At 68.4% G+C, this 25,142-nt stretch carries 25 protein-coding genes; 12 read left to right on the top strand and 13 right to left on the bottom strand.

Annotated features, from left to right (window positions below; all coding sequences use genetic code 11):
* Positions 1-70 precede the first annotated feature (70 nt).
* The 6 genes from ACVBEQ_RS13645 (at position 71) to mmsB (ending at position 7,886) form a co-directional block, all read left to right on the top strand.
* The gene (locus ACVBEQ_RS13645) at positions 71-778 is read left to right on the top strand and encodes an MFS transporter (protein ID WP_447153851.1); all 708 of its coding nucleotides are present in this window, start codon (positions 71-73) and stop codon (positions 776-778) included.
* Positions 757-1,767, top strand: a complete 1,011-nt coding sequence (locus ACVBEQ_RS13640; protein ID WP_447153850.1) for an MFS transporter — start codon at positions 757-759, stop codon at positions 1,765-1,767. Before ACVBEQ_RS13645 ends, ACVBEQ_RS13640 begins: the two co-directional genes overlap by 22 nt.
* Positions 1,768-1,957: 190 nt before the next feature.
* On the top strand, positions 1,958-3,187 hold the full coding sequence (locus tag ACVBEQ_RS13635) for a M20 metallopeptidase family protein (RefSeq protein ID WP_447153943.1): 1,230 nt from the start codon (positions 1,958-1,960) through the stop codon (positions 3,185-3,187).
* A 476-nt stretch (positions 3,188-3,663) separates the two neighbouring features.
* Positions 3,664-4,902: a multiple monosaccharide ABC transporter substrate-binding protein gene (gene chvE, locus ACVBEQ_RS13630; protein ID WP_447153849.1), complete on the top strand. Its 1,239-nt coding sequence runs from the start codon at positions 3,664-3,666 to the stop codon at positions 4,900-4,902.
* 96 nt (positions 4,903-4,998) lie between these two features.
* Positions 4,999-6,633 (top strand): multiple monosaccharide ABC transporter ATP-binding protein, encoded by a 1,635-nt coding sequence (gene mmsA / locus ACVBEQ_RS13625; protein ID WP_447153848.1) that lies wholly within the window; start codon positions 4,999-5,001, stop codon positions 6,631-6,633.
* Between the two features lie 2 nt (positions 6,634-6,635).
* Positions 6,636-7,886 (top strand): multiple monosaccharide ABC transporter permease, encoded by a 1,251-nt coding sequence (gene mmsB, locus ACVBEQ_RS13620; RefSeq protein ID WP_447153847.1) that lies wholly within the window; start codon positions 6,636-6,638, stop codon positions 7,884-7,886.
* 31 nt (positions 7,887-7,917) lie between these two features.
* Here mmsB and ACVBEQ_RS13615 read toward each other — a convergent pair whose 3' ends face one another.
* Together ACVBEQ_RS13615 and ACVBEQ_RS13610 are read right to left on the bottom strand one after the other, a co-directional pair.
* Positions 7,918-8,220, bottom strand: coding sequence for a hypothetical protein (locus tag ACVBEQ_RS13615; RefSeq protein WP_447153846.1), 303 nt, complete (start codon positions 8,218-8,220; stop codon positions 7,918-7,920).
* A 117-nt stretch (positions 8,221-8,337) separates the two neighbouring features.
* Complete coding sequence (locus ACVBEQ_RS13610; protein WP_447153845.1) at positions 8,338-8,844, bottom strand: sigma-70 family RNA polymerase sigma factor; 507 nt, start codon at positions 8,842-8,844, stop codon at positions 8,338-8,340.
* Positions 8,845-9,257: 413 nt separating this feature from the next.
* Between ACVBEQ_RS13610 and ACVBEQ_RS13605 the strand changes: the two genes are divergently transcribed.
* The 4 genes from ACVBEQ_RS13605 (at position 9,258) to ACVBEQ_RS13590 (ending at position 11,940) form a co-directional block, all read left to right on the top strand.
* Positions 9,258-9,554 (top strand): ArsR/SmtB family transcription factor, encoded by a 297-nt coding sequence (locus ACVBEQ_RS13605; protein ID WP_447153844.1) that lies wholly within the window; start codon positions 9,258-9,260, stop codon positions 9,552-9,554.
* On the top strand, positions 9,551-9,934 hold the full coding sequence (locus ACVBEQ_RS13600) for a VOC family protein (protein ID WP_447153843.1): 384 nt from the start codon (positions 9,551-9,553) through the stop codon (positions 9,932-9,934). The genes ACVBEQ_RS13605 and ACVBEQ_RS13600 overlap by 4 nt, the downstream gene beginning before the upstream one ends.
* A gap of 96 nt (positions 9,935-10,030) precedes the next feature.
* Entirely contained in the window at positions 10,031-11,446 is a 1,416-nt protein-coding gene (locus ACVBEQ_RS13595) for an amidase (RefSeq protein WP_447153842.1), read from the top strand.
* Positions 11,447-11,622: 176 nt separating this feature from the next.
* A complete protein-coding gene (locus tag ACVBEQ_RS13590; protein ID WP_447153841.1) occupies positions 11,623-11,940 on the top strand; it encodes a DUF3263 domain-containing protein in 318 nt (105 codons plus the stop codon).
* A 313-nt stretch (positions 11,941-12,253) separates the two neighbouring features.
* Here the strand turns inward: ACVBEQ_RS13590 and ACVBEQ_RS13585 are convergent, their stop codons facing one another.
* The 5 genes from ACVBEQ_RS13585 to ACVBEQ_RS13565 form a co-directional block, all read right to left on the bottom strand.
* Positions 12,254-13,249: an NAD(P)H-dependent flavin oxidoreductase gene (locus ACVBEQ_RS13585; RefSeq protein ID WP_447153840.1), complete on the bottom strand. Its 996-nt coding sequence runs from the start codon at positions 13,247-13,249 to the stop codon at positions 12,254-12,256.
* Positions 13,250-13,260: 11 nt separating this feature from the next.
* A complete protein-coding gene (locus tag ACVBEQ_RS13580; protein ID WP_447153839.1) occupies positions 13,261-13,665 on the bottom strand; it encodes a PPOX class F420-dependent oxidoreductase in 405 nt (134 codons plus the stop codon).
* 143 nt (positions 13,666-13,808) lie between these two features.
* Positions 13,809-14,741, bottom strand: a complete 933-nt coding sequence (pssA, locus tag ACVBEQ_RS13575; RefSeq protein ID WP_447153838.1) for a CDP-diacylglycerol--serine O-phosphatidyltransferase — start codon at positions 14,739-14,741, stop codon at positions 13,809-13,811.
* Positions 14,741-15,520, bottom strand: coding sequence for a phosphatidylserine decarboxylase (locus ACVBEQ_RS13570; protein ID WP_447153942.1), 780 nt, complete (start codon positions 15,518-15,520; stop codon positions 14,741-14,743). The genes pssA and ACVBEQ_RS13570 overlap by 1 nt, the downstream gene beginning before the upstream one ends.
* Positions 15,521-15,707: 187 nt before the next feature.
* On the bottom strand, positions 15,708-17,099 hold the full coding sequence (locus ACVBEQ_RS13565; protein ID WP_447153837.1) for an MFS transporter: 1,392 nt from the start codon (positions 17,097-17,099) through the stop codon (positions 15,708-15,710).
* Between the two features lie 267 nt (positions 17,100-17,366).
* Between ACVBEQ_RS13565 and ACVBEQ_RS13560 the strand changes: the two genes are divergently transcribed.
* Entirely contained in the window at positions 17,367-17,774 is a 408-nt protein-coding gene (locus tag ACVBEQ_RS13560; RefSeq protein WP_447153836.1) for a hypothetical protein, read from the top strand.
* Between the two features lie 89 nt (positions 17,775-17,863).
* Here ACVBEQ_RS13560 and dhaK read toward each other — a convergent pair whose 3' ends face one another.
* The 6 genes from dhaK to ACVBEQ_RS13530 form a co-directional block, all read right to left on the bottom strand.
* The gene (gene dhaK / locus ACVBEQ_RS13555; RefSeq protein WP_447153835.1) at positions 17,864-18,859 is read right to left on the bottom strand and encodes a dihydroxyacetone kinase subunit DhaK; all 996 of its coding nucleotides are present in this window, start codon (positions 18,857-18,859) and stop codon (positions 17,864-17,866) included.
* A 125-nt stretch (positions 18,860-18,984) separates the two neighbouring features.
* Positions 18,985-19,623 (bottom strand): dihydroxyacetone kinase subunit DhaL, encoded by a 639-nt coding sequence (dhaL, locus tag ACVBEQ_RS13550; RefSeq protein WP_447153834.1) that lies wholly within the window; start codon positions 19,621-19,623, stop codon positions 18,985-18,987.
* The gene (locus tag ACVBEQ_RS13545; protein WP_447153833.1) at positions 19,623-20,459 is read right to left on the bottom strand and encodes an HAD-IA family hydrolase; all 837 of its coding nucleotides are present in this window, start codon (positions 20,457-20,459) and stop codon (positions 19,623-19,625) included. Before ACVBEQ_RS13545 ends, dhaL begins: the two co-directional genes overlap by 1 nt.
* 7 nt (positions 20,460-20,466) lie before the next feature.
* Positions 20,467-21,327: a class II fructose-bisphosphate aldolase gene (locus ACVBEQ_RS13540; protein ID WP_447153832.1), complete on the bottom strand. Its 861-nt coding sequence runs from the start codon at positions 21,325-21,327 to the stop codon at positions 20,467-20,469.
* A gap of 205 nt (positions 21,328-21,532) precedes the next feature.
* Entirely contained in the window at positions 21,533-21,994 is a 462-nt protein-coding gene (locus ACVBEQ_RS13535; RefSeq protein WP_447153831.1) for a PPOX class F420-dependent oxidoreductase, read from the bottom strand.
* A 62-nt stretch (positions 21,995-22,056) separates the two neighbouring features.
* Complete coding sequence (locus tag ACVBEQ_RS13530; protein WP_447153830.1) at positions 22,057-23,976, bottom strand: hybrid sensor histidine kinase/response regulator; 1,920 nt, start codon at positions 23,974-23,976, stop codon at positions 22,057-22,059.
* Between the two features lie 131 nt (positions 23,977-24,107).
* On the opposite strand from ACVBEQ_RS13530, the gene ACVBEQ_RS13525 reads away from it, so the two are divergent.
* Entirely contained in the window at positions 24,108-25,100 is a 993-nt protein-coding gene (locus tag ACVBEQ_RS13525; protein WP_447153829.1) for a cyanophycinase, read from the top strand.
* The last annotated feature ends 42 nt before the right edge of the window (positions 25,101-25,142 follow it).

Below are 25,142 nucleotides of genomic sequence, written 5' to 3'. Positions count from 1 at the left end.
ACCGGGATCCGGCCGAAGAGCCGGAACCCGGAGCGGCATCAACCCATCCACAGTGCAAGGAGATGTTCCCATGTCCCGACCCTCGCCGGACTTCCCGGCAACGCGTGACCCGGGCGAACCGGCCGCCGCCAACCATCCGATGACCACGGTGACCGGGGTGCCGGTTCACGGCAATCGACCGGTCCGCCCGACGCTCGTCATCGCGGTGTTCTGCCTCGGCCTGTTCATGACCCTGCTCGACATCACCATCGTCAACATCGCCATTCCCGATCTCGTGACGGACCTGAACGCCACCCTGGAAACGGTGCTGTGGGTGGGGTCGGCGTACTCGCTGACGTACACGGTGCTGCTGATCACGGCCGGCCGGCTCGGCGACATCTACGGTCCGCGAAGGCTTTTCCTGGTCGGACTCACCCTCTTCACCATGGCCAGCCTGGCGTCCGGGCTCTCCCAGACCCCGGGTCAGCTGATCGCTTTCCGCGCCCTGCAGGGCGTCGGGGCGGCGCTGCTCGCGCCGCAGGGCCTGCCGCTGATCACCTCGACACTGCCCGCGGAGAAGCGCGGTCCGGCTTTCGCGGCCATCGGCATCATGTCCGGCCTCGGCGTGCTGCTCGGGCCGACGCTCGGGGGGCTCATCGTCACCAGTGTCGGCTGGCGGTGGATCTTCTTCCTCAACATCCCGATCGGCATTGCCGCGATCGCGCTGGCGTTCGTCTTCATGCCCGACGTCCGTCCGGGGTGCGTCACCGGCTGGACGTGTCCGGTGTGCTGCTGCTGACAGCCGGACTGTTCGGGGTCGTCTTCGGACTGATCGAGGGGGAGCGGTACGACTGGGGAACCGTTGCCGGGTTCCTGACCATCCCGCTGATCATCGCGATCGGGGTGGTCCTGCTCGGGCTGTTCCTGTGGCGGCAGGTCCGCACCCAGGACGCCGAACCCCTGCTGCCGTTCGCGGTCTTCACCGACCGCAGCTTCACCGTGATGACGCTCGTCCTGCTGGCCATGGGGTTCGCGATGGTGGGCCTGTTCCTGCCGTTGACGATCTACTACCAGTCGGTGCTGGGGCTGTCCGCCGTAGCGGCCGGACTCGTCATCGGAACCCAGTCGATGGCCATGATGATCACCTCGGGAGTGGTCGGCGGGCTCTCGGGGTCCGGGCGGATCAGCATGAAGTGGGTGCTCGTCGGCGGCCTGCTGCTGTTCGCGGCCGGGATGGCCTACGTCGTCGCGGTGGCCGCTCCGGACTCCGGGCAGTGGGCGTTCGTGACCGGACTGGTCGCGGCCGGTATCGGCCTCGGCTGCGTCTGGACACCGGTGTTCGGTTTGGCGACCCGCGACATGCCGCCCGCCAGAGCCGGTATCGGAGCTGGAGTGCTGGACACCGTGCAGGAGTTCGGTGCGGTGCTGGCCACGGCGGTGCTCGGTGCGCTGCTCGCGAACCGGCTCGGCAGCGCTCTCGTGTCGCAGGCCCAGCTGGCCGCCGCCGGGTTGCCGGCACCGGCGCGCGGGCCCTTCCTGCAGGGCCTGACGACGGACTCCTCCGGCGGGATCGAGGTCGGTGCCGGGCAGGCAGCAAATGCGGCCCTGCCGGACGGGACACCGGGGCCGGTGGCCGAGCAGGTGCACGCAGCGGCCCAGCAGGTGTTCGCAACGGCCTTCACCGAGGCGATGCGTCCGACGATGCTGGTGCCGATCGTGGTGGTGCTGCTGGCCGCGGTCGCGGTGCTGTTCGTCAGGTCGGCTCCGGCCGAGAAGTCGGGCCGCTGAACGCCGGGCGCTGACGGCCGGGCGCCGACGGCCGGGCCAGGTGCATCCGACCAACGGCCCTGGGGTCCTGACAACGTCTGCGGGCGTTGTCAGGACCCCCATCCCGTTGCAGCGTTTGGCCCGGCGGGGCGGTGGGCATATCGACCGCGTGCAACCGCCACAGACTCCAGACCAGGCTCCCGCCAACCGGATTCCCGATGGCGTTTCCGACAGCCCCCTCGCGGAGCTGCTCGGCGACGCCCGCGCGATCCAGGACCGGACGGTCGGGCTGCGTCGCCGGATCCATCGGCAACCTGAGGTCGGCCTCGTGCTGCCGCTGACGAAGCAGGCCATCCTCGACGAACTGTCCGACCTGGACCTGGAGATCCGCGAAGCCACCGGAACCAGTGCGGTGCTGGCGATCCTGCACGGTGCCCGGCCGGGCCCGACGGTGTTGCTGCGCGGCGACATGGACGCCCTGCCTCTGCAGGAACACACCGGGCTCGAGTTCAGCAGCGAGTTGGACGGCGTCATGCACGCCTGCGGGCACGACACGCACGTCGCGATGCTGGCCTCGGCGGCTCGCGTCCTCGCCGGCCGCCGGGATCAGCTCGGTGGCCGGGTCGCCTTCTTCTTCCAGCCCGGTGAGGAGGGGTTCCACGGTGCCCGGGAGGCGCTGGAGGAGGGGTTGCTGGGCGCGGCGGGCGCCGATGCCGACGGGAACCCGATCGCCGGGGCGTTCGCGCTGCACATCTCCGCCACCTTCCGCAGCGGCGAGATCAACGTCCGACCCGGACCGTTGCTGGCCTCCGCCGACCACTTCGTCGCCCGTGTCCTCGGCCGCGGCGGCCACGCCTCCGCGCCGCACGACGCGCTGGACCCGATCCCGATCGCAGCCGAGGTCGTCCTTGCGCTGCAGAGCATGGTGACCCGGCGGGTCAGCATCTTCGATCCGGCGGTGGTCACGGTCGGTCGCATCACGGCAGGGACGACCAACAACATCATCCCCGCGTACGCGGAGCTCGAGGGGACGATGCGGACGCTGTCCGACGCGACCAGAGCCGACGTTCGCCGCCGGATACGGCAGGTGCTCGATGGTGTCTCCGCCGCGCACGACACCACCGCGACGTTCGAGCTGTTCGAGGGCTACCCGGTGACGGAGAACGACCCGCGGGTGGCGGCCGAGGTGCTCGCGCTGGCGGCCGAGATGCTCGGCGGGGACGCCGCAGTCGAGATGCCGGACCCCATCATGGGTGCCGAGGACTGGTCGTACGTGCTGCAGCAGCACCCGGGTGCGATGGCCTTCATCGGCGCCTGCCCGCCGGACGTCGACCTGGCGCACGCCGTCCCGAACCATTCCAACACCGTCACCTTCGACGAGAACGCCTTCCCCGCCGGCGTCGCGATGTACGCCGGGATGGCGCTGCGCTGGCTCGCCTGACGGTCCGGTGTCTGCGCTGGTGAGCGCACCCGGCTTCGAAGCCTGGGCCCTGAGAACCTGATTTCAGCGCTCGCCACGATGCCGGTCGACAGCGCCGGTCGGCCTCGCACCGGGCATTTCGGTGTCATTCGGCGCCACCCATCGTGAACAGTGCGGCGCGAAAGATCCTTGACACTCGAGCTGTTAACGTTCACACTCGTCGTTGGCCATGGTAATTGCCCAGATGTGACGAGGAGTCCGCCAACGGTGGTGTGTCCGCAGCGTCGACTCGGCGACCGTGGATGCAGCCGCTGCGGAGTGGCTGAATGCCCACGCCGAGGAATTCGCCCATATGCCTCGGTCGGCATGGAATTCCTTCTTCTCGACACGACGAGTGCCAGAACGGCTTTCGTCGGCTGACGCCGCTTCAACAAAGCCCATCAACGGCTGGCTCAGGGCCTCTGAGCAGCCATCGACTCCACCGAAGGAGTACTTGTATGGTTCACAAACGGGTGATCGCCGCCGCCATCGGCGCGGCTCTCGCTTTGACGGCGGTGGGATGCTCTGCCAGCCGCGGGTCCAACGACGCTGCTTCCACGCCGGCCGCAGCCGCACCGACGTCCGCAGCCTCAGCCGCTGAGTCGGCAGGATCATCAACGGCGAGTGCAGCAGCGTCCGCGTCGGGTTCGTCCGCCGCCGCCCCGGCCTCGCTCGCCAAGGGCAACGGTGAGCTCATCGGCGTCACCATGCCGACCAGCTCCTCGCAGCGGTGGATCCAGGACGGCGACAACGTCAAGAAGCAGCTCGAGGCCGCCGGTTACAAGGTCGACCTGCAGTACGCCGAGAACGACATTCCGACCCAGGTCAACCAGGTCGACAACCAGATCACCAATGGCGCAAAGGTACTCATCATTGCTTCCATCGACGGCACCGCGCTGACCACCCAGTTGCAGAATGCCGCCGACAACGGAATCAAGGTCATCGCATACGACCGGCTCATCCGCAACAGCCCGAACGTCGACTATTACGCCACCTTCGACAACGAGCAGGTCGGCGTCGACCAGGCGAACTCGCTGCTCGTCGGGCTGGGCCTGCTCAATCAGGACGGCTCCCCGGGCTCCGCTACGGGTCCTTTCAACATCGAGTTGTTCGCCGGTTCCCCGGATGACAACAACGCCACCTTCTTCTTCAACGGCGCGATGAAGACCCTGCAGCCCTACATCGACAAGGGCACGCTGGTCGTGAAGAGCAAGCAGACCGACTTCCAGACGGTCGCCATCCTGCGCTGGGATCCGGCCACCGCGCAGAACCGCATGGACAACCTGCTGACCAGCACCTACTCCGACGACTCCAAGGTCGACGGCGTGCTGTCGCCCTACGACGGATTGTCGCTGGGAATCCTCAGCGCACTCAAGGGTGCCGGCTACGGCACCGCCGGTCAGCCGTACCCCATCGTGACCGGGCAGGACGCCGAGGTCGCCTCGGTCAAGTCGATCATTGCGGGTGAGCAGTTCGCCACCATCTTCAAGGACACCCGCGATCTGGCCTCGACCGCCGTCGGGATGGCAGGCGCGGTTCTTCAGGGTGAGACCCCGGAAGTGAACGACACCACCACCTACGACAACGGCGTCAAGGTCGTCCCGACGCAGCTGCTCGACCCGGTGATCGTCTACAAGGACAACTACGAGAAGGTCCTGATCGACTCGGATTATTACACCGCCGACGATCTGAAGTAACAGCAAACCCGGTGGGCGCGTGCGGCACAGCGCGCCCACCGGGTTGCAGTCCGTCCGGGGAACGTTCAGCACAATCAACAAGGAACGGTGTTCATCATGGTCGACGACCACATCCTCGAGATGCGATCGATTACCAAGGAATTCCCCGGCGTGAAGGCCCTGCAAGACGTCAGCCTGTCGGTGCGCCGACAGGAGATCCATGCCATCTGCGGCGAGAACGGTGCCGGCAAGTCAACGCTGATGAAGGTCCTGTCCGGGGTGTACCCGCATGGCAGCTACACCGGTGAGATCCACTTCGACGGCGAATTGTGCGAGTTCTCCGACATCCGGCAGAGCGAGCAGCGGGGCATCGTCATCATTCACCAGGAACTGGCACTGAGCCCCTACCTCTCGATTGCCGAGAACATCTTCCTCGGCAACGAGCGCTCCCGGCGCGGTCTCATCGACTGGAACGAGACGAACGCCGCCGCGGCCGCCCTGCTGGACCGGGTAGGCCTGCACGAGAACCCGGTGACCCGGGTGATGGACATCGGTGTCGGCAAGCAGCAGCTGGTGGAGATCGCCAAGGCACTGTCCAAGGACGTCAAATTGCTCATCCTGGACGAGCCCACCGCAGCGCTCAACGACATCGATTCCGATCACCTGCTGGGCCTGCTGCGGGGACTGAAGGACGAAGGAATCACCTGCATCATCATCTCGCACAAACTGAACGAGATCAAAGCGATCGCCGATTCCACCACGATCATCCGGGACGGCAGATCCATTGAGACCCTCGACATGTCGACCGGGGTCAGCGAGGATCGGATCATCAAGGGCATGGTCGGCCGGGAGCTGGACAATCGTTACCCCGACCACACGCCCAACATCGGTGAAGAATTGCTCCGCATCGAGGACTGGACCGTTCACCACCCGCAACACAACGAGCGAATTGTCGTCGACAAAGCCAACATCACCATCCGGCGCGGCGAAATCGTGGGTCTCGCCGGATTGATGGGCGCGGGCCGGACCGAATTGGCGATGAGCGTTTTCGGACGCGCCTACGGCGCGAACATCAGTGGGCGACTGTTCAAATCCGGCAAGCAGATCCAGGCCCGCTCGGTCCGGGAGGCGATCGACCACGGACTGGCGTACGCCACCGAGGACCGCAAGGTCTACGGCCTGAACCTCATCGACGACATCAAGCGGAACATCTCCGGGGCGGCGCTGGGAAAGCTGGCGTCGGGAGGGTGGGTCGACGACGGCAAGGAATTCGAGGTCGCCAATTCCTACCGCACCAGCATGAACATCAAGGCACCCACCGTGCTGTCGATCGCGGGCAAGCTCAGCGGCGGCAACCAGCAGAAGGTCGTGCTGTCCAAGTGGATGTTCTCCGACCCTGATGTGCTGATCCTCGACGAGCCCACCCGCGGCATCGACGTCGGCGCCAAGTACGAGATCTACACCATCATCAACAAGCTCGCCGACGACGGGAAGGCCGTCCTGGTCATCTCGTCCGAACTCCCGGAACTCCTCGGGATCTGCGATCGCATCTACACCCTGTCCGCCGGGCACATCACCGGCGAGGTGCAGCGGGCCGACGCCACGCAGGAAATCCTGATGCAGTACATGACGCGTGACCAGCGGGCACTGACCGATCTGCCGCCAGAGGCGATCGAGGATCCCGCCCAGTCCGTGCTGCTCCCCGAACACGACCTCCCCGCACACCGCCTCACCGACGCGACGAAGGACTGACCATGACCACCGACGTCTCCCGCAAAGCCAGCGCCGCGGCGCCGCCACCGTCGCCGACCAGCAATTTCCTGTCCTCGGCGAAAAGAGGTGTCGGCCAGAGCGGCATCTTCATCGCGTTCCTGGCGATTCTGGCGTTGTTTGCGATTCTGACCAAGGGCACGATCCTCACCCCGCAGAACATCTCCAACCTGGTGGTGCAGAACAGCTACATCCTGATCCTCGCCATCGGCATGGTCATCGTCATCATCGCCGGGCACATCGACCTGTCCGTCGGATCGATCGTCGGGTTCACCGGCGCCCTTGCGGGTGTTTTCGTCGTCCAGCAGGGTCTGCCGGTCTGGCTGGGCGTGCTGCTCGTCCTGGGTATCGGCGCCCTCGTCGGTGCGTGGCAGGGATATTGGATCGCCTACTTCGGCATTCCGGCGTTCATCGTCACGCTTGCCGGGATGCTCATCTTCCGCGGCGGCACCATGCTGGTGTTGAACAACCAGCAGATCTCTCCGTTCCCCGACGGATTCCGGAACATCTCCGCGGGGTTCGCAGACGGACTGGTCGGATATATCAACGTGCCGGCATTTCTCGGTGGCGGCGAGGCTGATCTGTTCACCCTGCTCGTCGGCGCGCTGTCGGTGGCGGTGCTCGTCTGGACGCAGGCCCGAACGCGGGCCGCCCGGGTGAAGTACCACCAGAGTGTCGGCTCCACAGGCGCTTTCGTCGGCCGGATGGTCGTTGCCGGCATCGCGATCATGTATTTCGTTCTGCAGTTGTCGAAGTTCAAGGGTCTGCCCTACGTGCTGTTCATCCTGGCGATCCTCGTGCTGGTGTACTCCGCGGTGATGAACCGGTCGGTGTTCGGTCGTCATGTCTATGCCATCGGCGGGAATCTGCACGCTGCCGAACTGTCCGGTATCAAGGTCAAGTCGGTGACGTTCTGGGTGTTCGTCAACATGGGAGTGCTCGCCGCTCTTGCCGGCATCGTGTTCGCCGCCCGGCTGAACCTGGCGAATCCCACGAACGGGACCGCTTTCGAACTCGACGCCATTGCCGCCGCCTTCATCGGCGGTGCCGCGGTGACCGGCGGTGTCGGCCGGGTGATCGGCGCCATCGTCGGCGGCTTGACCGTCGGTGTGCTCAACAACGGCATGTCGATCCTGGGCGTCGATGTCGCCTACCAGCAGGTCATCAAGGGCCTGGTCCTGCTCGGCGCAGTCGCCTTCGACGTCTACAGCAAGCGCCGCTCCGGCGGTCGATGACCGGGTCGTCGACCGCACGCTGACCGGCGCATCACTCGGGTGCGCCGGGTCCCGCCGATTCCACGAAGGCAGTCAGCTCGGCGCAGTCGTCGGCGACCGCCCGGATCTGATCGGCCGTCAGCCGGCTGAACTGCATTTCCAGCACAGCGGTCGCTTGCAGTTCATCGATCTGCAGAACCTCCTGGACCGCTTGTTGGGCGGCCGCACGGTCGGCGGCCCCGGCGACCGCCGCAACGACCTCCGGATAGCGCCGCAGAGCCGCGTCGATGGCCGTCATCACGTACAGCCGCTGCCGTGCAGACTCGAGTGCGTGTGCATCTTCGCGGATGGTCATCGGGTCAGGGTCGCATGCGATCTCGCTTCCCGCACCGGAGCGCGCGGTGTCGTCAAACGCAGTCAGGTGGAGGTGGCGCGCTGCCCCGATCAGGCGCTCCCGATCAGGTGCTGCCGATCAGGCGACGCTGCACTGCAAGGCGCGTAAGCCGTCCCTGACCCGGCTCTTCACGGTGGGCAGCGGCACCCCCAACAGGACGCTGACCTCCCGGTTGGTCCGGCCGTGCAGGTAGGTGAGGGTCAGCGCTTCTCTCTGCAGCTGACTCAGGCCGGCCAACGCCATGTGGAGCACTGTTGCGTCGGCCCGCCGGAGCACCTCGATCACCACCAGGTCCACCTCGGCCTGGGCCGACCGGTGGGTGAATGCTGTATCCCGAGCCTGGGCCGCAATGGTGGTTCGCACGCGATCGATCGCCCGGCGTCGCGCGATGCGATTGATCCAGGAGGCCGCGGTCCCCAACGATTTGTCGAATGACGCTGCCTTGTGCCAGATCTCCAGATACACCTCCTGGGTGACCTCCTCCGCGTGATCGATGTCGCGCAGGACGACCGTTGCCACGGCGAGTGTGTGTGCCGCCGTCCGGTCGTACAACTCCGCGAAAGCGCCCTGGTGACGGGCGGCCACCAGCCTCAGGAGATCTGCCAGCGATTCCGCCCCCGCCGCCGGTGTGGGCGGTTTCTGACACGTCTGCATTGCAGTCCCCCCGGTGCACCACCCCGGATGACCGGACGCCCCTCCGGAGGCACCCATGGGGAGTCGATGGTCGTAATCCTACGGGTGGTACTTACTCTGGGTAATGGCTCCTTCGCTCCGCGGTGACCATGAGTCACAGACCACGTCGTCAATGGGCCTTTGTGGACATCCCACGCTCCGAAGGACAACACACGGCGAACGAAGGCTCGAGCGATTCATTTCCCTTGTCCGAATCAAGAACGCGATCCGGTGACGTCCGCCCCACCGTAGTGAAACTTCAGGACAATCCATACGCATGCAGTCCACCCTTGTCATGCAAGCATCCACTTGCCTATGCTGGCGGCGTGGGCGACATCTACAAAGCCCTCGCCGACCCGACCAGACGCGCCATCCTCGACGAGTTGACTGACCGGGACGGTCAGACGCTGTTCGAGCTGTGCACCCGGTTGATCGGTCACGGTTACGGGTCGACGCGTCAGGCCGTCTCCCAGCATCTCGACGTTTTGGAGGACGCCGGCCTGATCACCACCCGGCGGCAGGGCCGCTACAAGTTCCACCACCTGGACACCGCGCCGCTCAACGACATCGTGCAGCGGTGGCTGACCCACCGACCGACCCGACCCCGAGAGGACCACCGATGAGGATCAACCTGGCCAGCGTGCTGGTCGACGACCAGGACAAGGCGCTCCGCTTCTATACCGAGGTGCTCGGCTTCGAGAAGAAGACCGAAATACCGCTCGGCGAACACCGTTGGCTGACGGTGGTTTCGCCCGATGACCCCAACGGAGTCGAACTGGTGCTGGAGCCCGACGAGCATCCGGCGGCCAAGCCGTTCAAGCAGGCGCTGGTGGCCGACGGCATCCCCTTCACCTCGTTCGCGGTGACCGATGTGTTTGCCGAGACGGAACGGCTTCGTGCCCTCGGGGTGACGTTCACCCAGGAGCCGCTGCAGATGGGGCCGGTGACCACCGCCGTGCTGGACGACACCTGCGGCAACCTCATCCAGATCGCCAGCGTCTGACGCTATTCCGACCGCCCTCGCCGCCCACGACCGTGACGACTGCCGCCGGCACCGACTACCGTCTTCGCCATCCCCACGACCAACGAAGGCGGCGCGGTGCGCGACGAACTGTTCTACCGCTCCGCCACCGAACTGTCGTCGTTGCTGCGATCCCGGCAGGTCAGCGCGCGCGAGGTGGTGGGCGCGCACCTGGAGCGGGTCGAGATGTTCAACCCGCGGGTCAACGCCATCGTCACGCTGACTGCCGAGCGCGCACTCGCACAGGCGGCCGAGCAGGACGACCTGGCGGCCCGCGGTGAATTCGCCGGGCCGCTGCACGGACTTCCGGTGGCGCACAAGGACAATCACATGACGGCCGGGATCAGGACGACGTTCGGGTCCCCGTCCCGGGCAGACTTCGTGCCCGATGACGACGACCTGGTGATCGAGCGGATGAAGGCCGCCGGCGTCATCACCATCGGCAAGACCAACATTCCGGAGTTCGCCGCCGGTGGGCACACGTTCAACGAGGTCTTCGGCATCACCCGCAATCCGTACGACCTTTCGATGACGGCGGGCGGGTCCTCCGGCGGCGCGGCAGCCGCCCTCGCCGCCGGGATGCACGTGCTCGCCGACGGCAACGACATGGGCGGCTCCCTGCGGCTGCCAGCCGGGTACTGCAACGTCATCGGGCTGCGGCCCTCGGCCGGCCGGGTGCCGGTCTATCCCGCGACGGACGGATACGCCGGCCTGTCCGTGCAGGGGCCGATGGCCCGCACGGTCGACGACTTGGCCCTGCTGCTGTCCGTGATGGCCGGTCCCGACCGTCGGTCGCCGATCTCGCTGGAAGAGCCGGGCCGGTCCTTCGCCGACGTCGGCGAGGGTTCGGTCGCCGGGCTGCGCATCGCCTTCTCGCCCGACCTCGGCGGTGCCGTTGACGTCGAGGACGAGGTGGCGGAGTCGGTGCGGTCGGCGGCCGCGACCTGTGAGACCCACGGGGCGTTCGTCGAGGAGGCCAGTCCCGACTTCACCGGCGCCGACGAGTGCTTTCGCACCCTGCGTGCCTGGCAGTTCGAGGCGACCCTCGGCGAGTTCCTCGAACAGAACTCGTCGACCGTGCGGCCCAGCCTGTACGCGAACATGTTGCTCGGCCGCGATCTGGCCGGACCGGCAATCGGTCGGGCAACCGTGCTGCGCACCACGCTGTTCCACCGGATGCGAGCGTTCCTTGAAACCTATGACGCCCTGATCCTGCCGGTCGCACCGCTGCCCGCGTTCGACGCCCGGTATCAGTACCCGCCGATCGTGGCGGGCCGGGCGGTGCCCGACTACCTGGGCTGGATGCAGACCGTCTGCCACGTGACGGCGACCGGCCATCCCGCCATCGCGATGCCGGCCGGCTTCACCGACTCGGGAACGCCGCTGGGCGTGCAGTTCGTCGGGCGGCACCGGGCCGAGCGGGACCTGCTGGCGCTGGCGAAGGGATTCGAGGCCGCGACCCACTACGCCGACCGGCGCCCGCACATCCACTGACCCGCACATCCACTACCCGGGACCGCGACACCGGCCGATGCGCTGGACCCCGCGGCCACAGCCGTGTTGGATGAGGCTGGGAATGACAGTCGTGTGATTCGCATGCCCTTGAACAGGCGTGGGGTCGGAGTTGCACCGGCCGTTCCCGATCGGCCAATGCTCGTGGGAGGACCTTGATGGAGAACGCCGCGACGTCCGGACACCCGGACGGCAGCCAGCAACCGGGCGGTCAATCCATCGGCACCGGGCTGTCCCGCCGCGACCGCGACATCCTGGCGTTCGAGCGCCAGTGGTGGCAGTACGCGGGGGCCAAGGAGCAGGCGATCAAGGAGATGTTCAGCCTGTCGCCGACCCGGTACTACCAGGTGCTCAACGAGGTCATCGACAATCCCGCCGCGCTCGCCGAGGACCCGTTGCTGGTTCGCCGGTTGCGCCGGCTCCGCACCAGCAGGCAGAAGGCCCGCTCCGCCCGTCGGCTCGGCTTCGAGATCTGATCCCTGCGCTGCCCGGGGCTTTCAGCGGCTCCGGTGACCCAGCGGCTCCGTCCAGTGTCACGACTGCCGGGGACATCCGGCCCGGGACCCTGCTGGTGTGGCACTCGGCGGGGTGTGCGTGACGGCAAGGGCGTTTCCGCGGGAACGTTTGTGGTGTGCGGGGGAGCGGCCGATTGAGTCGCGGGGCGTGATCGGGAATCGCAGCTGAGCGTCCAGTGTCACGACTGCAGGGACATCCGGCCCCGGGACCCTGCTGGTGTGGCACTCGACTGTGTCCTTCGGCGGTGACACTCGCCGGGGGCACTCGCCGGTCTTACTCGGCCGAGAGCGCGCGGACCGCAGCGGTCGTTTCGGCTTCCAGGACGCGGATCAGCTCCCCGGCCGGCATCACCCGGGCCATCGGGCCGCCCTGCCCGGCCAGCATCGGCGGCTCGGGGAGGAATGACCGGGGGAGTGGGTAGTCCGGCGGAGGCGCACCGGACTCCGTCAATCGATCGACCAGCGGTGTCCGGACCGCCCGCGCGTACCGGCCGGTCAGCACCCTGGTGACGGTCGTCGGACGGTCGAGCGCGGACCGGTAACCAGCACCGGTCGCCGCTTCGGACGTCCGCAGGAACGCCGTCCCGAGCTGGACGGCGGCGGCGCCCAGTGCACGTGCCGCGGCGATTCCCCGGCCGTCCATGATGCCGCCGGACGCGAGCACCGGGATCGTCACGGCGTCGACGACCTGCGGGACCAGCGCCATGGTGCCGATCGCCTCGGGCGCGTTCCCAGAGGTGGCGGACGTCAAGAAGGTGCCGCGGTGACCACCGGCTTCGAAGCCCTGCGCCACCACCGCGTCCACCCCGGCCTCGGCGATCGCGACCGATTCGGCGACCGTCGTTGCGGTGCCGACCGTGCAGCAGTCGACGCCGTCCAACGGCGGGATGCCGAAGGTGAAGCTGAGCACGGGGACCCGCTCGTCCACCACCACGGCCAGTTGGTCGGCGAACTCCACCCGCGGAACCGGCAGCGACGGCGGCGACACACCCGTCACAGCCGCCCACTCCGTCACGCCCCGATCCGACGGCGCGGGCTGTGGTGCGAAGAGGTTCACCGCGAAGGGTTGTGCGGTGAACGAGCGGACCGCGCGGATCTGCTCGCGGAGCGCGTCGGGGCTCAGCATCGCTCCGGCGATGGAGCCCAGGGCGCCGGCCTCCGAGACGGCGGCGACCAGCGCGGGCGTCGTCCAGCCGCCGGCCATCGGGGCCTGCACGATGGGCAACCGCACACCCCACCGCCGGGTCAGGTCGGTGTTCCACCAGCTCATCGAGCCCCCCGTCAGGATCCCGCGACGTGCCAGCCGTGCCAGGACTGCACGGTGATCCAGCCGTTGACCCGGTCACGGTCGCGCACCGGGTACGCGTTGCCGGTGTAGTGCCGGGACAACCGGTCGATGCCCGCGAGGCCGGGGTCGGGAGCCAGTTCGAGGACGCCCTGCACGCTGACATGCTTGTACCAATCGTTCTCGGCCAGCGCGGTGAGGCTGACCCGCGGATCCTCGCGGAGGTAGCTCAGCCGGCGCCGGCCGGCGTCCATGTTCACCAGGATCCGGCCGTCGTCCTCGAGCAGGTACCAGGTGGCGACCGACACCGGTTGGCCGTCCGGACGGGACGAGGCAATCACCGCCGGGTTCGGCGCGCGGAGGAACTCGAGCGCGGTATCGGGCAGCGGCGGGTTCGCCATCGGATCTCCTCGGAGTTCAGGAAAGGACGTTCGGGGCAGGTGTCGGCAGCACGACCGAGACAACAGTGCGACAGAGCAGGTGTGACGACGAACCAGTAGCACCACGAATCAGTAGCTCCACGAAACACTAGGCAACGGCCCGTCTACGGCTGCCGGCGGCGCCCGACATTCCGCCGGCCCGGGTCGCCCCCGCGTCCCTGACGGTCGATGCCCAGCCTGCGTTGGCGAGGCATCGGGGAGCCGTCGGGCATCCGGCCGGCCACCCGCTGCCGCCGGGGGATGCGCAGCCGTACCCGCCGACTCGATCGACGTCGGTGGCTGCGTTCGCGGCCGCGCCACAGCTCGGGATGGTTCTTGAGGTGCTGGTATTTCCAGCCCGCATAGGGGATGTGCAACAGGTAGACGACCATCCCGATGACGGTGACGATCTCCGGTTCGTAGAACAGCGCCGCGACGCCGAGCACCAGCAGAATCAGCATCGGCACGATCAGCTGCGGGGGGAGCCGCACGCTCTTCAGGGCGATCGTCGGGACCCGGGACACCATCAGCAGTCCGATGAACACGATCCAGATCGCGACGACGCCGGGCCTGGCCCAGAAGCCGTCGTAGCCGAGCCGGACCGTCAGCAGCAGCGGTGCGGTCACCATCAAACCGGCGGCCGGTGTCGGCACCCCGGTGAAGAAGCCCTTGGCCCAGGGCTTTGGATCGGTGTCCTCCAGCAGCGAGTTGAACCTCGCCAGCCGGAGGGCGGCACAGACGGCGAACAGCAGGCAGACCACCCAGCCGTAGCCGCGGCCCTGGTCTCGCAGGATCCAGACGTACATCACCAGGGCGGGTGCGACACCGAAGGAGATGCAGTCCGACAGCGAGTCGAGCTCGGCGCCGATCCTGCTGGTCGAGCGCAGCATCCGGGCGGCGGGCCCGTCGAGCGAGTCCAGGATCGCGGCCGCGGCGATGGCGCCGACCGCCATCAGCCACTGCTGGTTCATCGCGAACGCCACCGACGTCAGACCCGCGCACAACGCCAGAACCGTGATGGCGTTGGGCAGGAACCGAACCCCGGGGACGCCGCCCATCAGGCAGTTGTGATCGATGCAGAGTCGCTGCCGGCCGGAGCGGCGCCGGGGCCAACACGATCTGGGCCGAAACGTGCGAGGACGGTCTCGCCGCCGATCGTGCGCTGACCCTTCCGGATGACCACCTCGGCGCCCGCGGGCAGGTAGGTGTCCACCCTGGAACCGAACCGGATCAGCCCGTAGGTGTCACCGGTCTCGACCGACGAACCGAGGACGGCCTCCGAGACGATGCGCCGGGCGATCAGCCCGGCGATCTGGGTCACCACCACCTCGTCGTCGGCGGGCGTCCGGATCACTAGAGAGTTCCGCTCGTTGACCTCGGAGGCCTTGTCGAGGTCGGCGGAGAGGAACTTGCCCGGCTTGTAGGCGATGCCGGTGACGACGCCGTCCACCGGTATCCGTTGGACGTGCACGTCGAAGACGGACAGGAAGATCGACACCCGGGTCCGCGGGGCGGGGGAGACGCCGATTTCGGCCGGTGGGGCCGCCTCCTCGATGAGCGACACCAGCCCGTCAGCCGGCGCGACGATCAGTCCGGTGTCGAGCGGCCGGACCCGGATGGGGGCACGGAAGAACGCTGCGCTCGCGGTGGTGGCGAGCAGGCCCGTTGTTCCGACGACCCGGCCGAGACGTTTCAGCCCGACCGCGCGCAGCAGCAGCCGTGCGCCGACGGTGCCCGCCGCTGCGCCGAGGACGATCGGCCGGCCGCCGGGGTGGATCGCCGGGATCGTCGAGCGGATCAGCCCGATCAGATGGGATCGGCGTTGGTCATCCACCATCGCTCGCTGCTCGCCTGCTTTCTGCGACGTCACTTCGCACCATCCACGGCGGCAGCATGATCCGCCGGCCCTGATGCACCGCACCGACCCGCCGCCCTTGTTTGCGGACAACCGTAGCCGAGCGGCCGGGGAGCGAGGGGTGGCGCGCAGGTGGGGCGGCGGCCGAATCGTCGATCCCGGGCCGGGATCAGTGCATCGAGTGTTTCCGCACCAGGGCCGTCTCCTCGTCGGGCTGCGGGTTGCGGCCCAACCCGAGCCCGACCAGGGTGACCACGACAGCGGCGGCCAGGTAGAACGTCAGCGGAACCCAGCTGTCCCACTGCTGCAACAGGGCGGTGAACACGATCGGCGCGACCGCACCGCCGATCACACCGGCGAGCGTGTAGGCGACCGAACTGCCCGCGTACCGCAGCCGGACCGGGAATTGCTCGGTGATGTAGGCGGCCTGCGGCCCGTACATCAGCGCGTGCAGGGCCAGCCCGACCACGACGCCGATGATCAGCATGGCCTCCGAGGAACCGTCGATCATCGCGAAGAAGACCGGACCCCAGATGGCAGCGCCGACCGCGGCGACGGCGTACAGCAGCCGCCGGTTGATCCGGTCACTGAGCGCACCGGCCAGCGGGATCAGGAACAGCTGCAATCCGGATCCCAACAGGATCGCCGTCAGGACCTCGCTGCGGCTGAACTCCAACTGTGTGGTCGCGTAGGTGATGACGAACGCCGTGAACAGCGAATACAGCACGTCCGGCCCAACCCGTGCGAGCGCCGCGGCGACCAGCGCCCGGCGTTGGGTCTGGAAGACCTCCCGCAGTGGGGCCTTCGGTCGTTCGCCGGCCGCCTTCATGGCCAGGAAGACCGGGGTGTCCTCCAGCTTGAGCCGGATCCACAGGCCGAATGCGACCAGCAAGGCAGAGATCAGGAATGCCACCCGCCATCCCCAGGAGAGGAAATCCTCTTCGCTGAGCGCCGCCGTCAGCACGGCGAGAACGCCGTTCGCCAGCAGGCTGCCGGCGGGCGGGCCGATCTGCGCGGCGGAGGACCAGAAGCCCCGCTTGTTGGGGTCGCCGTACTCGCTGGACAGCAGCACAGCGCCGCCCCATTCGCCGCCGACCCCGACCCCCTGCGCGAAGCGGAGCAACACAAGCATGATCGGCGCGGCCACCCCGACGGTCGCGTAGGTCGGCAGCAGGCCGATCACGAACGTCGCGACGCCGATCAGCAGCAGGGTGCTGACCAGAACGTGCTTGCGGCCGAGCCGATCACCGAGCCGGCCGAAGACGAAGCCACCGACCGGCCGGGCGAGGTAGCCGACCGCATATGTCGAGAACGAGAGCAGGGTGCCGGTCAGCGGGTCCGCCGCGGGGAAGAAGAGCTGCGGGAAGACCAGCGCCGCGGCGGAGGAGTACACCGCGAAGTCGTAGTACTCCAGCGAGGTCCCGGTCAGGCTCGCGGTGAAGGCCTTGATCAGCGGGCCACGCCCGACGGCGGGCGGCCCGGCGTCACCGGACCCGGCGTGACCCGACCCGGCACCGGACCCGGCAGTCGGTGGCGGTCCGGACGGTGATCGATCGGCCATCTCTTCTCCCAGGCGGCTGACGCGACGACGCTCGGAGCGAAGAGTTCCCCACCCGTGATCGGCCAATCGCCGGGACATGGCCGGACTCACCCTTTCCGGTGCGAAAGGGTTCAGCGTCCGGCAGCCGGGAACTCACCGGGGACCCGGCCGGAACGAGGAAAGCCGGAACGAGGGAAAGCCGGAACGAGGAGAGGACGGCGCCATGATGATCGAGAGGATTTCGGTGTTGCACCCCCGCGCCGGATCATCGCCCGGAAGCGGCGCTGCGTGACGTCTGCCCAGCGCGAGTTCGTGTTCGCCTTCGATCCGCGGTACCGCCAGGTCGGCCGGCTGTTCGGGGTCGGCTCCGGCAGCGCCCTGGTCACCCTGACCGACGGTGATTTCACCGCCCGATTCGGTCCATGGCGGGTGGCGACGCCGCTCGCGAACATCACCGACGCGACGTTGACCGGTCCCTATGCCGTGCTGAAAACCATTGGCCCGGCGCATTTGTCGCTCAGTGACCGGGGACTGACATTCGCCAGCAACGCCAGGCAGGGTGTCTGCCTGCAATTCGCGACCCCGATCACCGGCATCGATCCGTGGGGAAGGATCCGGCACCCCAGCCTGACCGTGACGGTGTGCGACGGGGTCGGCCTCATCGAGGCGATCAACGAGCGGCGCGACCGCCGCTGATCGCCGAGAACGGCGCGAGGGCAAAGCGCGTCAGCGGGTGGCCGCAGGGACAGTCTTCCCTGCGGCCACCCGCCGCGCTGCTCCGGCTCTCAGAACGTGCGGATGGCGATCTCCGCCGGCGCTGCCAGCAACCGCTCGATCTCGTCGTCGAGTTTCACCAGGGTGATGGACGCGCCTGCCATGTCCAGCGAGGTGCAGTACTCACCGACATAGGACCGGCCGACGGTGATCCCGCGCTCGGCGAGCTGCTTGTGGGCGCGCCCGTACAGCAGGTACAGCTCGCTGATCGGTGTCCCGCCGAGGCCGTTGATCATCAACGCCACCCGGTCGCCGGACTCGTAGGGCAGGTCGCTGACGACCGCCTCCAGCATCTCGTCGATGATGTCGTTGGCGGGCTTGATCTTCGCCCGCCGGCGGCCGGGCTCGCCGTGGATGCCGACGCCCATCTCGATCTCGTCATCGCCCAATTCGAACAGCGGCGATCCCTTGGCCGGCGGGGTGCACGCGGTGAGTGCCATGCCCATCGTCCGGGTGACGCTGTTGACCTTCTCGCCGATCCGGACGACCTCGTCGAGGTCGGCGCCTTCCTCGGCGGCCGCGCCGACCGCCTTCATCACGAAGAAGTTGCCCGCGACGCCGCGCCGGCCGACGGTGTACGTCGAGTTCTGCACCGAGACGTCGTCGTCGATGAACAGTGTGCGGACCAGGATGTCCTCGGCCTCCGCCATCTCCTGGGCCATCTCGAAGGCCATCCGGTCGCCGGTGTAGTTGTTGACCAGCAGCAGGACGCCCTTGGGTGATGCGACCAGCTTGGTGGTCTCCAGGACATAGTCCATCGGCGGTGCGGCGAACACATCGCCGGGACAGGCGGCGTCCAGCATGCCCTTGCCGACCACCATCACGTGCGCCGGTTCGTGACCGGAACCGGAGCCCTGGACGATGGACACCTTGTTCTCGTTCGGTGCGTCCGCCCGCATGATCAGGTTGTACTCGGGGACGTACTTCAGGGTGTCCGGATTGGCCAGGGCGATGCCCTGCAGCATTTCCGGGACGAACTGCTTGGGATCGTTGACGAACTTCTTCACGGCGATTCCTCCACAACGGTGTGAGAGACGGTGATGTCGGACCGGTGGTCCGGCTGTGCTCGACCGCCCGCTGCGGGCGCATGGCAGCGGATGGCCGACCGAAGGCGTCGATTGTCGGGAGTTCTTCAGTCAGCCGGCCACCCGGTGGCGATCTGCTCGGCAATGATGGCCAGCGCCATCGCCCCGGCGTCGACGGACCCGATGCTGCGTTCGCCGGTGTAACTGGCGCGGCCGCGCTTCGCCTCGAGTTTCTTCGTCGCCTCGGCCGCCTCGGCCGTGGTATCCGCTGCGGCGCGGGCGATCTCGGCCGGGTCCTCGCCTCGACCGACCGCCGATTCGATGGTGTCGGTGGCGGGGATCAGTGCATCGAGCAGGGTCTTCTCGCCGAGCACCGCCTTGCCGCGCAGATGAATGCCCTCCGCGGCGGCCCGCAGCATGGCGACCACGTCGGCGCCGGTGAGTTCGCTCTTGCCCGCCGCGACACCGCCTGCGCGCAGGAAGGCGGTGCCCCAGATGGGACCGGAGGTGCCGCCGATCCGCGACGTGATGACGACCGCGATCTTCTTGAGGAAGGTGCCGATGTCCTTGCGGTCGTACGTGTCCCAATCCTGCAGCACGATTTCGAAGCCACGCGCCAGGGAGTAACCGAAATCGCCGTCACCGACGACGGCATCGAGATCGCCGAATTCCTTCTCGTTGTCGACGGCCGTCTGCGCGATGGTCCGCACTACGTACTCGACCTGTTCGAAACTACTGGCGCTCATCAGTTCTCCTTCACCGAGTCGGCTTCGTGCGACTGCTGATCGCCGGGGGCCGGCCCGTCAGGGCGCCGGCGCTCCAGCACCTTCGCGAGGTCGGCGAGTCGCACCGTGCCGCCCGGTCGGATGCCCAGCGGGTCGGCCAGCACGGTGCTCTGCTCGCCGTCGGGGTCGCCCAGGTTCGACACCACGAGTGCGGCACCGGTGAAGTCCTCGTCCACCGTGTAGGTCGAGACGGTCACCACGCAGGCCAGTCCGGTGCCCAGCGCGGCGCGCAGGCCGTTGCTGCTGTCCTCCACGACGACCGCCTGGTTCGGTTGCAGCGCAAGCTCTTTGACGGCCAACCGGTAGATGGCCGGGTCGGGTTTCTTGGCCGGCACGATGTCGCCGGCGAACACCGCGAAGTCCCGGGCACGGTCCACCCCGACGGCGTGCTCGAGCACTGCGCGGACCGCGGGCTCTGCCGAGGTGGACGCCACGGCCAGTTGCCAACCCGCCGTCGCGGCCTCTTCCACGATGCGCGCGATACCTGGCCTGGCGGGCATCGCACCCGCCGCCACCATTGACGTGTAGGCAGCGGTCTTGTGCTTGTGCCACTCCGCGAGCATCGCGGTGCGCTCCGCCGGATCGGTGGGCAATCCGTTGGCGGCGACGAACTCCGGCGTCAGGATGGAGGCCATCCGTTCCTTGCCGCCGCCGATGAGCACCTTCCCGGCGTATTCCGCGTCGGTCCAGCGCACCGGGATTCCGAAGGCCGCGAACGTCTCGTTGAACGCGGGTAGGTGACCGTAGCGTTCGGTGTCGGCGAGTACACCGTCGCAGTCGAAGATCAGGGCCGGCACCGGCGGCTCACCCGGCCTTGCCGGCGCTGCCGAAGGTGCGCATGAGAGCGGCCGTCATCTGCACGGTGTCCGCCTGGACGGACGCGAAGAGCGATGGCGGGTCCCACTTGTCGCGTTGTTCGGCGTCCCGCAGGAAGCCCAGGCTGGACTGCATGAACTGCCGTTTCAGCGCCGTGGAAATGTTGACCTTGGCGCAGCCGCGGGCGATCAGGTCGCGGAACTGATCGTCGGTCAGCCCGCTCCCGCCGTGCAGCGCGCACGGCACCCCGGTTGCCTCGACGACGTCGGTGACCCGCTGCGCGTCCAGCGTCGGTGTCGACCGGTACACGCCGTGGGCGTTGCCGATCGCGGGGGCGAAGACGTCCACACCGGTCTCGGTGATGAAACCGACCGACACGTCGAGGGTTTGCCGGGCGGACTCGGCATCGGAGCCGATGCCGTCCTCGACGCCGGTGATCGACTCGATCTCGCCCTCGACGTGTGCGCCGTAGCGGCGTGCCTCGGCGACGACCTCGACCGTCTGCCGCTGGTTCTCGGCCACCGGGAGCTGGGAGGCATCGAAAAGCACGGAGTTCCAACCGACCTCGAGGCATTCGGTGATCACGGCGCGGTCGGGGCAGTGGTCGAGGTGCAGGGAGACCGGGACCTCGATGCCGGCCGTCATCGAGGTCCACATCGCGTACAGCACCCGGCTGCCGACGGACCGCACGGTCTTCACCGAGGTCTGGACGATCAACGGGGAACGCTCCGCGACGGCGGCTTCCAGCACCCCGGCAAGGCTGATGTCGTTGAAGATGTTGATCGCCGGTACCCCGTAACGCTGTTCCAGCGCCGGGTCGACGATTTCCTTGAGCGATACGACGGGCACGCGCACCTCCTTGTGCGATACGCCCCCCGGACGAGTCGTGGCGACAGATCGTCACCTCGCGTAGTCAGGGCGGGCCGGCCGGCGCGCATTCGTGCACCGGCCTTCCCGACCGTAGGCCGGTGGCAACCGGTGCGAATCGGGAAAATCCCCCGTGACCGGTGGTAGGGATTTCCCTACCTACGGGCTTTACGCAGGGTGCCGGTGCTCACGCGAGGCGGGCCGGGAAGCCGCCGGTGGCGATGGGCGACCAGTGCCGTGGCGTCACCCGGATCAGGCACTTGCCCTGGTCGATCATCGCCTGCCGGTACTCGTCCCAATCCGAGTGCTCTCCGGCGATGCTCCTGAAGTAGTCCACCAGCGGTTCGACCGCCTCCGGCACGTCGATCACCTCGGCGTCGCCGTCGACCTGCACCCACGCGTCACCGAAGTTGTCCGAGAGCACCAACACCGATGCGGTGCCGGTGCGCCGTGCGTTCTTCGACTTCGCCCGTTCCGGGTAACTGGCGATGACGATCCGGCCGTCCGGGTCGACGCCGCCGGACACCGGGGACGACTGGACGGAGCCGTCGGTCCGGGTGGTGAGCAGGACCATGTTGTGTCGGGGCCTGACGAAATCCAGCAACTCGTCGATGTCGACTCTGGTGGTGGTGGCAATGGTTCGGGCCACTGTTCTGTCCTCCCGCTGTAGGGGTGTCTGCGCTGTCTCTGGTACTGAGGTCGCGGTGAGCGTCAGGCCGTTTCCCGTCCGGTCATCGCCGCCAATTCGGTCCGGTTCCGGGCGCCGGACTTCCGCAACGCTGCACCGACATGCTTTTCCACGGTCTTCACCGAGATGTGCAGCAGTTCGGCGATCCGCTTGTCCGGCAACCCCTGTGCGACGAGGGCGCGGACCTCCCGCTCCCGCGGAGTGAGGATGGGCTGATCGTCCGCGTCCGGCGCGGGGCGGTCGTAGAGACCGTGCAGCACTTCGTCGGTGAACAGCGCGTCGCCCCGCGCGGCCGCTGTCACCGCCCTGCACAGGGTCGCGGCGTCGGCGTCGATCATCACCACGCCGCGGGCACCTGCCCTGAGCATCTCTCGCACCCGAGGGTCGCCGGCGGTCTGCTCACCGATGACGATGACCGCGGTGGCCGCCGCTGCTGTCAGAGATGCCGTCAGTGATGCCGTCAGTGATGCCCCGTCTGACGGCAGTGCGATGTCGATCAGCACCACGTCCGGAGTGAGCAGCCGGACGGCCTCGACCGCCGCGCCGGCGTCGGTTACCTCGCCGACGACCTGCACGAGGTCGCCGTGCTCCTGCAACAGCGAGATGAGACCCGCGCGGACCAACGGCCGGTGCTCGACGACGAGAACGGTCGGCCGCCGGGCGGGTTCCGGCGGGGCGTCATCCACCGGTAGGAAGGGAAAGGCCGCCCGGATGGTGGTTCCCCAGCCCGGCGTCGCGTCGATCTGCACCGTGCCACCGAGAGCCATCGCCCGCTCGGAGATCTCGGCCAACTCGGGCAGCCCGGGACCGCGCGGGCCCACCCGGCTGCCGTCCGGCCTGGGCACCTCGGCGAGGTCGAAGCCGACCCCGTCGTCCTGGACGAACAGCACCGCCTCCGCTGCGCCGTAGACCAGCCCGACCCGCGCGGTGCGGGCATCGGCGTGGGCGACGATGTTCGCGATCGCCTGCCTGCCGAGGGCCACGAGTTCGCTCCCGAGCTGACCCGGGAGGGGCCGCCTCGGACCCGCGACGACCAGCCTGATGTCCAGTCCGGTGCCGCGCGCCCGGTCGACCTCTGCCTGGATGGCGTCCTCGACCGCGATGCGGGCGGCGGGACGGGTGGTCGGTCCGCCGGACAGCGGTTGGGCGGTGTGCTGCAGCGCCATCCGGGCCGCCTGCCGAGCAAGGTTCAGGTGACTCGTGTCGGTGACGGCGGTCAGCTCAGGGCGCCCGCCGCCCGCTGCGGACGCCTCGCCCACGCCGGCGGCGGACCCGCCCCCAGCCACCGTCGGAGCAACCAGGTCACCCGCGCTGTCCAGGTGCAGCACCACGGACGCCAACGCCCGGGCGACCGAGTCGTGGACGTCCCGCACGACCCGCTCGCGCTCCAGTCCGGTCGCCTCCGCCCGTGCCAGCTCGGCCGCCCGCGCGTGCATCCGCGCGTTGACGATTGCCAGCCCGGCGTGGCCCGCGAACAGTTCGAGCAGGGTGACGTCGTCGGGCCCGAAGCGCCGGGCGGGGTCCCTGCTGAACACGATGCACGTCCCGATCACCGACCCGGCCCAGCGGATCGGCACCCCGATGGTGCCGTGCAGATCCCGCCGGTCCAGCGGGTCGATGTGCCCGCCGCGCACCTCCGAATACTCGGCGAAGGTCACCGGTCCGCCGGCCCGCAGGATCTCCCCGGTGACCCCCTCGGTCAACGGGAACTCGTTCCCGGAGCGGCAGGAGACGCCGAGGTCGACCTCTTTGCGGTAGCTGCCCGCCTGCTGGTCGACGGTGCAGATCGACCCGCTGTCACAGCCCAGCAGTTCCGCGGCGTGCCGCAGGATCCGGTCGAGCAGCGGACGGAGATCGAACTGGCCGGCCAGATCCTCGACGACGCCGGCGAGGGCCTCGAGCTGGTCGCGGGCGACGCCTGCGGGTGGGCGGGCGATCGTCATCCGGTGCGTCCCCCAAGCTGCCATCGAGCTGCTGTCGAGCTGCCGTCGAGCGTCGTGTCGAGGGTAACCGCCCCGCCCGGGCGGTTGCTGCGGTGCGAGGTTCGGCTGCCTGCTCGACTACCTTGACCGTCATGACGATGGCCGCGAACGGCGCGACGCACACCCCGGAGGTCGGCGGTTCGCTGTCGACCAGCGGCGTCGTCATGCCCATCGGCGGGGCCGAGGACAAGATCGGCCGGATGACGGTGCTGCGCGAGGTCGTCCGGTTGGCCGGCGGCTCCGGGGCCCGGATCGTCGTGCTGTCCACGGCGTCCTCGCTGGGTGACGAGATCACCCACGCCTACCTGCAGCTGTTCTCCACCCTCGGGGTGACGGACGTGGTCGGCATCCGCCCGGAAAGCCGTGGTCAGTCCGCCGCACCCGACCTGGTCGCCGCCGTGGACCGGGCGACGGCCGTCTTCATGACCGGCGGCAACCAGGTCAAGCTCGCCACCCTGATCGTCGGCACCCCGCTCGGCGCGGCCATCGTCGCGGCACACCGGCGGGGCGCGCTGGTGGCCGGCACCTCGGCCGGCGCGAGCATCCTGTCCGCGCACATGGTCTCGTTCGGCAGCGGCGGTGCCACTCCGAAGTTCCGGATCGCCCAGGTGTCGCAGGGGCTGGGCCTGCTGGCGGACGTGATCGTCGACCAGCACTTCACCCAGCGGAACCGCTTCGGCAGGTTGCTCGCCCTGATCGCGTCCAACCCCGCGCAACTGGGCATCGGCGTCGATGAGGACACCGCGGCGGTGATCAGGCCGAGCGGCCTGATGGAGGTCAAGGGGCGGGGCGTCGTCACCGTGGTCGACGGCGCGGAGGTCATCACGACGTCCTACACGGCCACCGGCACCCAGCCGCTGATGATGTCCGGCGTCAAGCTGCACACGCTGCCCCGCGGCGCCGTCTTCGACCTCGTGGGGCGACGCCTGGTGTCCGCACCGGGCCTACCGGACACCGCCGACCAGCCGACGGTGGCCGTGCCGGCGGACGTGCCTGCCGGCTCCCGCCCGCGGAGCCGCCGGATCGCCGCAGAAGGCGCGCACGAGACCACCTCGGAGCTCCGGCGCCGGCCCGCGTCCACCTGACGGACTCCCGCCTGATGCCCGTGCCCCGTGTGGGGCCGTCCG

The organism is Nakamurella sp. GG22, from assembly GCF_052976845.2.
The sequence above is the reverse complement of the archived record's forward strand: the minus strand, read 5'-3'. Positions and strand labels throughout refer to the sequence as shown.